The organism is Streptomyces sp. NPDC054932, from assembly GCF_053610205.1.
The window spans coordinates 123,259-129,258 of the sequence record NZ_JBSGXU010000002.1 but is presented as its reverse complement, the minus strand read 5'-3'; the positions used below and the strand labels follow the sequence as shown (position 1 = coordinate 129,258).

General features: G+C 72.9%; 5 protein-coding genes, 1 tRNA gene and 1 other RNA gene. 2 read left to right on the top strand and 5 right to left on the bottom strand.

What is annotated here, in order from left to right:
• Nucleotides 1-38 precede the first annotated feature (38 nt).
• The 3 genes from purD to ffs all read right to left on the bottom strand — a co-directional run bounded on the left by purD (nt 39) and on the right by ffs (nt 3,685).
• On the bottom strand, nt 39-1,292 hold the full coding sequence (purD, locus tag ACWGE1_RS01360) for a phosphoribosylamine--glycine ligase (protein ID WP_453418492.1): 1,254 nt from the start codon (nt 1,290-1,292) through the stop codon (nt 39-41).
• Nucleotides 1,293-1,352: 60 nt separating this feature from the next.
• A complete protein-coding gene (locus tag ACWGE1_RS01355; protein ID WP_453418491.1) occupies nt 1,353-3,521 on the bottom strand; it encodes a DNA polymerase III subunit gamma and tau in 2,169 nt (722 codons plus the stop codon).
• Between the two features lie 65 nt (nt 3,522-3,586).
• An RNA gene (ffs, locus tag ACWGE1_RS01350) (signal recognition particle sRNA small type) lies at nt 3,587-3,685 on the bottom strand.
• Between the two features lie 107 nt (nt 3,686-3,792).
• Here ffs and ACWGE1_RS01345 point away from each other — a divergent pair.
• A tRNA-Ser gene (locus tag ACWGE1_RS01345) sits at nt 3,793-3,880 on the top strand.
• 88 nt (nt 3,881-3,968) lie between these two features.
• Here ACWGE1_RS01345 and ACWGE1_RS01340 read toward each other — a convergent pair.
• Together ACWGE1_RS01340 and ACWGE1_RS01335 are read right to left on the bottom strand one after the other, a co-directional pair.
• Nucleotides 3,969-4,316: a DoxX family protein gene (locus tag ACWGE1_RS01340; protein ID WP_453418490.1), complete on the bottom strand. Its 348-nt coding sequence runs from the start codon at nt 4,314-4,316 to the stop codon at nt 3,969-3,971.
• A 136-nt stretch (nt 4,317-4,452) separates the two neighbouring features.
• The gene (locus ACWGE1_RS01335; RefSeq protein ID WP_453418489.1) at nt 4,453-5,268 is read right to left on the bottom strand and encodes a VOC family protein; all 816 of its coding nucleotides are present in this window, start codon (nt 5,266-5,268) and stop codon (nt 4,453-4,455) included.
• Nucleotides 5,269-5,370: 102 nt separating this feature from the next.
• Here ACWGE1_RS01335 and ACWGE1_RS01330 point away from each other — a divergent pair, with 102 nt between their 5' ends.
• Entirely contained in the window at nt 5,371-5,973 is a 603-nt protein-coding gene (locus tag ACWGE1_RS01330) for an HhH-GPD-type base excision DNA repair protein (protein ID WP_453418488.1), read from the top strand.
• Nucleotides 5,974-6,000: the final 27 nt, after the last annotated feature.

Sequence of the window (6,000 nt, the reverse complement as noted above, 5' to 3'; positions counted from 1 at the left end):
AGGTGCGCACCGGGCCCGCGGGTCTGTGGAGCCGCTGGTCAGCGGCCCTCGGCCGCCTTGGCCGCGATGTCCGTACGGTGCTGCGAACCGTCGAGACGGATCCGCGCCACCGCCTTATACGCCTTGGCGCGGGCCTGCGCCAGATCAGAACCGGTCGCCGTCACCGACAGCACGCGGCCGCCCGCGCTGACCACCGTGTTGCCCTCGCGCCGGGTACCGGCGTGCAGCACGTAGGCATCGGGCTCGTCCTCGGCGGCCACCTCGATCAGGCCCTCGATCGGGTCCCCGGTGCGGGGGGTCTCGGGGTAGTTGTGGGAGGCGATGACCACCGTGACGGCCGCGTCGTCGCGCCAGACGAGCGGGGGCAGCGCGTCCAGGGTGCCGTTGGCTGCGTTCAGCAGGACGCCCGCGAGCGGGGTGCGCAGCCGGGCCAGGACCACCTGGGTCTCGGGGTCGCCGAAGCGGGCGTTGAACTCGATGACCCGGGTACCGCGGCCGGTGATCGCGAGGCCCGCGTAGAGCAGCCCGGAGAAGGGGGTGCCGCGGCGGCGGAGCTCGTCGACGGTCGGCTGGAGGACCAGCTCCATGACCTCGTCGACCAGCTTCGGGTCGGCCCAGGGCAGCGGGGAGTACGCGCCCATGCCACCGGTGTTGGGGCCCTCGTCGCCGTCCAGGGCGCGCTTGAAGTCCTGCGCCGGCTGGAGCGGGACCACGGTGACGCCGTCGGTGATGGCGAAGAGGGAGACCTCGGGACCGTCGAGGTACTCCTCGATGACCACGCGGTCGCAGCCGAGCGCGTGCGCGCGGGCGACGGCCAGGTCGTCGGTGACCACGACGCCCTTGCCGGCCGCGAGGCCGTCGTCCTTGACGACGTACGGGGCGCCGAAGGCGTCGAGGGCCTCGTCCACCTCTTCGGGGGTGGTGCAGACGTAGCTGCGCGCGGTCGGGACCCCGGCCGCGGCCATCACGTCCTTCGCGAAGGCCTTGGAGCCTTCGAGCTGCGCCGCCTCGGCGGACGGGCCGAAGACGGGGATCCCGGCGGCGCGCACGGCGTCGGCGACGCCGGCGACCAGCGGGGCCTCGGGGCCGACGACGACCAGGTCGGAGCCGAGTTCGGTGGCGAGAGCGGCGACGGCGTCGCCGTCGAGGGCGTCGACCGGGCGCAGCGTGGCCACGTCGGCGATACCGGCGTTGCCGGGAGCGCAGTACAGGGCGGAGACGGCGGGGTCGAGGGACAGAGAGCGGCACAGGGCATGTTCGCGGGCGCCGCCGCCGATGACGAGGACCTTCACGCTGCTCAGCCTAGCCCGGACGGCGCGGTCGGCTTCGTGCGGCCACCCAATCAGGACCGGCTACTCATTTGTGTATTCCTCCACAACGGTGGCTCCGAGCTCGCGCACGATCAGGTCGTGTCCGGTCAGGGCGCTCTCGACGAGGTCGGGATCGTCCTCCTCCGCGAAGTCGTCCTCGGGAGCGACCGGCGGGGGCGCCTGCTGTACGGGGGGCTGCGGGGCGGGAGCCGACTGCTGGGGCGGCTGCTGCTGCGGCGCGTACTGCGGGGCGGCCGGGGCCTGCGGGGCGGAGCCCTGCTGCTGCGCCGGGGGCGGCGGGCTGTGGGCGGGGGCGGGCGCGGCGGCCGGGGCGCCGTACGAGGAGGTCTGGAGCGGAGCCGGGGACCCGCCGCCGCCGACGACGGCGTCGATCTTCCAGTTGACCTGGAACTGCTCGGCCAGGACGGCCTTGAGCACGTCCTCGCTGCCGCTGCTGGCGAAGTTGTCGCGGGCCCCGGCATTGGGGAAGCCCAGCTGGAGGGTGGTCCCGTCGAAGCCGGTGACCTGGGCGTTCTGGCTGAGCAGGATCCAGGTGAAGCGGCGACGGTTCTTGACGGCCTCCAGCACGCCGGGCCACATCGCCTGCACCTGCCCGGCTCCGGCGGCCATGCCGGGGGAGGGGGCGGCGGCCGGGGCGGCCGGAGCGGGGGCTGCCGCGGCCGGGGCGACGGGGGCGGGTGCGGGCGCCGAGGCGGCCGCGGTGGGCCAGGCACCGGCGGCGGGGGCGGCCGGGGCCGCGGCTCCCGGCCACGCGCCGGGGGCGCCGCTCCCGGGCTGCGCGGCTCCGGGCCAGGCGCCGGGCGCAGGGGCCGGGGCAGCAGCAGGGGCGGGGGCAGCAGCGGGGGCGGGGGTGGCCTGAACCGGCTGGGGAGCCTGCACAGGGGCCTGCGGCGTGGCGGGAGCCTGCACCGGGGCGGCGGCACGCACGGCGGCGACACCCCCACCCGGGCCGGCGGGCGCCATGGGATGCGCCTCGGGTCCCGGCACGTACCCGAGGGCCGGACCCGCGGCGGGCGCGGCGAAGACGGCGGCCCCGCCCCGCTCCAGCCGGTCGAGCCGGGCCTGGAAGGAGCGCTCGTCGTCGAAGGCGGCGGGCAGCAGCACCCGGGCGCAGATCAGCTCCAGCTGCAGCCGCGGCGAGGTCGCGCCCCGCATCTCGGTGAGCCCGGAGTTGACCAGATCGGCGGCGCGCGACAGCTCGGCCGCCCCGAACACGGACGCCTGGGCCTGCATCCGCTCCACGACATCGGCGGGGGCGTCGATCAGCCCCTTCTCCCCGGCGTCCGGCACGGCGGCCAGGATCACCAGGTCGCGCAGCCGCTCCAGCAGGTCGGCGACGAACCGGCGCGGGTCGTTCCCGCCCTCGACGACCCGGTCGACGACCTCGAACGCGGCAGCGCCGTCCCCCGCCGCGAAGGCGTCGACGACGGAGTCGAGCAGCGAACCGTCGGTGTAGCCGAGCAGCGAGGTGGCCATGGCATACGTCACACCGTCGTCGGCGGCGCCGGCGAGCAGCTGGTCCATGACGGACATCGAGTCACGCACGGACCCGGCGCCCGCGCGCACGACGAGCGGCAGCACGCCGTCCTCGACCTTGGCGCCCTCGCGCCCGCAGACCTCGCCCAGGTAGTCCCGCAGGGTGCCGGGGGGCACGAGCCGGAAGGGGTAGTGGTGCGTCCTGGACCGGATGGTCCCGATCACCTTCTCCGGCTCCGTGGTGGCGAAGATGAACTTGAGGTGCTCCGGCGGCTCCTCGACCACCTTCAGCAGGGCGTTGAAGCCCGCCGAGGTGACCATGTGCGCCTCGTCGATGATGTAGATCTTGTAGCGGCTGGACGCCGGCCCGAAGAATGCCTTCTCGCGCAGGTCACGGGCGTCGTCCACACCACCGTGCGAGGCGGCGTCGATCTCGATGACGTCGATGGACCCCGGCCCGTTCCTGGCCAGGTCCCGGCAGGACTGGCACTCCCCGCAGGGGGTGGGAGTGGGACCCTGCTCACAGTTCAGACACCGGGCGAGGATGCGCGCGCTGGTGGTCTTGCCGCACCCGCGCGGCCCGCTGAACAGGTACGCGTGATTGACCCGGTTGTTCCGCAGGGCCTGCATCAGCGGTGCAGTGACATGCTCCTGCCCGATGACCTCGGCGAACGACTCGGGGCGATAGCGGCGGTACAGCGCAAGGGACGACACGTATACGAGGTTATCCGGGCCCACCGACATCAGCGGCCCGCCGATCACCCCGAAGGGCCCCCGGAACGCAAAGCGCCCCCCACGCACCCGCCAGAGCCCACTTACCCTTGCTGCCTTCCGGCCCTGGGGGAGTTGGGTGAGATAGCGCCACGTGAGGGGCTGGCCCCACCCTAGCGGATGGAAGCCCCCGGAATCGAGCCGGACCCCGACCAGCCCTCCGCCCGACGATCACGTTCGCGAGCACCCCTCAACGTCTTGTATTGTTTGCGGCGGAGGATTCGCCTAGTGGCCTAGGGCGCACGCTTGGAAAGCGTGTTGGGGGCAACCCCTCACGAGTTCGAATCTCGTATCCTCCGCCAGTGCCTCACCGGGCACGTTGTAGAAGGGCCCCGCTGCTTGCAGCGGGGCCCTTCTACGTTCTCCGCCCCATCCGTCCCCGAGTGGCTCTCAGCCGTTGAGGCCGAGGGCCAGGGTGACGACCGCGGGGGCCGCGTAGATCACCGGGAAGGCGACGTGGGCGTAGGACTTCGCCCTCAGCACCGTGATCACGGCTCCCGCGAAGTACAGGGCGATCCCGATCGCCGCGGCGATGCCGACCGCCGGTACGAAGAGGCCCGCCACCAGGCCCGCCGCCCCGGCCGCCTTCGCCACGCCGAGCCAGGTCCACCACGAGCGCGGAACCCCGTACTCGGCCAGCGGCTCGACGACCCACTTGGCCCCGAGGAAGACCGAAGCGGCCGAGAACCCGACCATGAACGCGCCGACCAGGGCGAAAACAACAGCGGTGGTGGACATCCGACGCTCCCCTCGGGCGGGCGCCGGTGCGGACTGGCTCCGGTCGCTTTCCCGCCTGCTTCACTCCACTGACCCGCCCCACCGCACCGATGTGACAGGCCGCGCGCAAAGAATTCCGCGGGAGCCCGGGACCGCCTCAGCCGAAGCTCGGCATCTCACCCACTGTTGTCGACATGTCGATCACGGCGAACGCGGCGCCCTGCGGGTCGGTGACCGCCGCGAACCGGCCGAACGGGCTGTCCATCGGGCCGAAGTGCAGCTTCCCACCGTGCTTCTGCGTCTTCGACACCGCCTCGTCGCAGTCCGGCACGCCGAAGTAGACCTGGATGTACGACGGGACCTCGGGCGGGAACTCGTCGCCCATCTTCATCCGGCCCAGGACCGGATTCCCGCCGCCGCCACCGATGCTGAAGACCTTGAAGTCCATGCCGGCCGCCTCGGGGTCGTCGCCGGCGTCCATCTGCTGGGCGCTGTACGGGAAGACCTTCGGCAGGAACCCGTCCGCCTTGGCCGGTTCCCGGGTGAAGACCTCCGCCCACGCGTACGACCCCGGCTCGCCCATCTTCTCGAAGCCCTTGTGCTCGCCCGGCTGCCAGACGCCGAAGACCGCACCGCTCGGCTCCTTCGCGATCAGCATCGTGCCGAAGGCGCCCACCTGCATCGGCCCCATCAGGACCTCACCGCCGTTCGCCGTGACCTTCTCGGCCGTGGCCGCCGCGTCGGACGAGGCGAAGTACAGACACCACTGCGAGGGGGCGTCGGCCCCCGGCATCGGCGGGACGACGGCCGCGACGGCCTTGCCGTCGGCGTAGGCCTGCGTGTAGTTGCCGTACTCGCTGCTGGCCTCGCCGAAGGTCCAGCCAAGGACGTCCGCGTAGAAGGTCTTGGCCCCCTCCACGTCGGCGAACATCGCGTCCACCCAGCACGGAGCACCTTCGGAGAACTCAAACATGATCGATCCGCTCCTCGCCTCGTACCTGTCGTCGTCGTACTCACGCTAGGCGCGCGGTGTGCCGCCCGCGCGGGGAGTGCAGCCAGGCGGGACGCTGGAGCCATGGACAAGGACATCACCATCCGGCTGGCACAGCAGCCGGAGGCCGACGCACTGCTCGGCCGGAGCCCGCTCGCCGCACTCGTCGGGATGCTGCTGGACCAGCAGGTGCCGATGGAGTGGGCGTTCTCGGGGCCCTGGACGATCGCCCGGCGGCTGGGCGCCGACGATCTCGACGCGCACACCATCGCCGCGTACGACCCGGAGGCCTTCGCCGCCCTCCTCTCCGAGAAGCCCGCCGTGCACCGGTACCCGGGGTCGATGGCGACGCGCATCCAGCAGCTGTGCGCGTACCTCGTGGAGCACTACGACGGGAGCGCGGAGGCGGTCTGGACCGACGCCGCGACGGGCCGGGAGCTGCTGAAGCGGCTCAAGGCGCTGCCGGGCTTCGGGGAGCAGAAGGCGCAGATCTTCCTCGCCCTGCTGGGCAAGCGGTTCGGGGTGCGTCCGACGGGCTGGCGGGAGGCCGCGGGCGGGTACGGCCCGGCGAACATCTACCGTTCGGCGGCGGACATCACGGGTCCGGAGTCCCTGGCGAAGGTGCGGGCGCACAAGCAGGAGATGAAGGCTGCCGCGAAGGCCGCCAAGGCCTCGGGCGGCTCCTGACCCCGGGCCCGGCCCGGTCAGGCTCCG

What these genes read in the sequence shown, in the direction of transcription:
- ACWGE1_RS01340 (WP_453418490.1), bottom strand. Translation starts at nt 4,316, where the DNA reads ATGTCCACCACCGCTGTTGTTTTCGCCCTGGTCGGCGCGTTCATGGTC.
- ACWGE1_RS01335 (WP_453418489.1), bottom strand. Translation starts at nt 5,268, where the DNA reads ATGTTTGAGTTCTCCGAAGGTGCTCCGTGCTGGGTGGACGCGATGTTC.
- ACWGE1_RS01330 (WP_453418488.1), top strand. Translation starts at nt 5,371, where the DNA reads ATGGACAAGGACATCACCATCCGGCTGGCACAGCAGCCGGAGGCCGAC.